Here is a 1623-nt window from a genome sequence, read left to right as displayed (position 1 = left end):
TCCGCGCCACCGCCACCGGCGGCTGGGGCCTGTCCGGGCAGCCCGAGGGCTGGACCCCGGACATCTGGTGCTTCGGCAAGGTGATCGGCGGCGGCATGCCCGCCGCCGCGCTGGCCGGCTCCGAGGAGGTCATGAACCATCTGGCCCCGCTGGGCCCGGTCTACCAGGCCGGCACCCTCTCCGGGAACCCGGTGGCCATGGCCGCCGGCGTCGCCACCCTCGGCCACGCGGACGAGTCCGTGTACGCCCGGGTGGCCGCCGCCTCCGACGCCCTGCGCGAGGGTGTGGTGTCCGCGTTCGAGGCCGCGGGCGTGGACCACTCGATCCAGCGGGCCGGCACCCTGTTCTCCGTGGCCTTCGGCACCTCCGAGCACGGCGTGCACGACTACGCCGACGCCCAGGGACAGGAGGCCTTCCGCTACGCCCCGTTCTTCCAGTCCATGCTGGAGCAGGGCGTCTACCTGCCCCCGAGCGTGTTCGAGGCCTGGTTCGTCTCCGCCGCCCACGACGACGCCGCGATCGGCCGGGTCCTCGACGCCCTGCCCGCCGCCGCCCGCGCGGCCGCGGCCGCGACCCCGCAGGGCTGACCCCCGGCCGGGCCCGACCTCCGGCCCCACGACGACGGCGACGCCACCGGGTCAGGTGACGCCGCCGTCGTCGTGCGTGGGGAGGCAGGCCCCGGGGCGGGGGCCGGAGGCGCCTCAGTCCCGCGGCTCGACCGGCCAGGCGCGGGAGACCGTGGCCTGCGGGTCCTTGCGGCGCAGGTACTGCTCGAAGCTCTCGGCCTGCTCGGCCTTCCACCGCACCTGCTGGGCGTGGAGGTCGCCGAGGGGCAGGTCCGCCTTGGGGTGGCGACGCACGAGCTCGTCCATCACCTGCACCGCCGCGAGCGCGTCCGCAGCGGAGGTGTGGGCGTCCTCGAGGGACACCCCGTAGTGCTCCGAGACCGCGCCGAGGGTGCGCTTGCCCTTGCGGAAGCGGTCCACCTGCTTGTCCACCACGAACGGGTCCACCACGGGGTGCGGCTCCAGCGGGGCGATGCCGTGGCGGCGGGCCTCGCGGTCCATCACCGTGAAGTCGTACACGGCGTTGAAGGCGACCACCGGGATGCCCGCGGCGAACAGGTCCCGCAGGGTCTCGGCGATCTCGGAGACGGCCTGCCGTGCGGGCATGCCCTCGGCCTGCGCCTTCTGCGTGGTGACGCCGTGCACCGCGGCGGCCTCCTCCGGGATGGGCACGCCCGGGTCCACGAGCCACTCGGCGGAGGAGACGGCCCGCCCCTGAGCGTCCACCATCACCACGGTGGCGGTGACGATCAGCGCCACCGTGGGGTCGCGGCCGGTGGTCTCGAGGTCGAACCCCGCGCGGATCTGCTGGTTCCAGGTCATGGCCTCCACCGTACCGACGGGCCGGACACGACAGGCGCGGCGGGCCCGCGTGGGCGCAGGATGGGGGCATGAGCGCCCGTGAGACGACCGCCCCGACCGCCGTGGACGGCCCCTCGCCCGTCCCCGCGGGGCCGATCACCGTCGGCGAGGCGCTCGCGGCCCTGGCGGGGCGGATCCCCGCGGGGCGTGCGGTGTCCTACGGCGGCCTCGCGGGCGCGCTGGGCGTCGGCGGGCC

At 76.1% G+C, this 1623-nt stretch carries 2 protein-coding genes; one reads left to right on the top strand and one right to left on the bottom strand.

The genetic code is table 11. The annotated features are described in order from the left end of the window. On the top strand, positions 1-587 hold a 587-nt coding region (locus Q4D18_RS11870; protein ID WP_303128679.1), incomplete at its 5' end, for an aminotransferase class III-fold pyridoxal phosphate-dependent enzyme. A 114-nt stretch (positions 588-701) separates the two neighbouring features. Here the strand turns inward: Q4D18_RS11870 and Q4D18_RS11865 are convergent. Further along, the gene (locus Q4D18_RS11865; protein WP_303128676.1) at positions 702-1388 is read right to left on the bottom strand and encodes a 3'-5' exonuclease; all 687 of its coding nucleotides are present in this window, start codon (positions 1386-1388) and stop codon (positions 702-704) included. Between the last annotated feature and the right edge of the window lie 235 nt (positions 1389-1623).

It is taken from the genome of Micrococcus sp. (assembly GCF_030523875.1).
GTDB lineage: Bacteria > Actinomycetota > Actinomycetes > Actinomycetales > Micrococcaceae > Micrococcus.
Note: the sequence above shows the minus strand (reverse complement) of the source record. Positions and strands in the feature narration are given on the sequence as shown.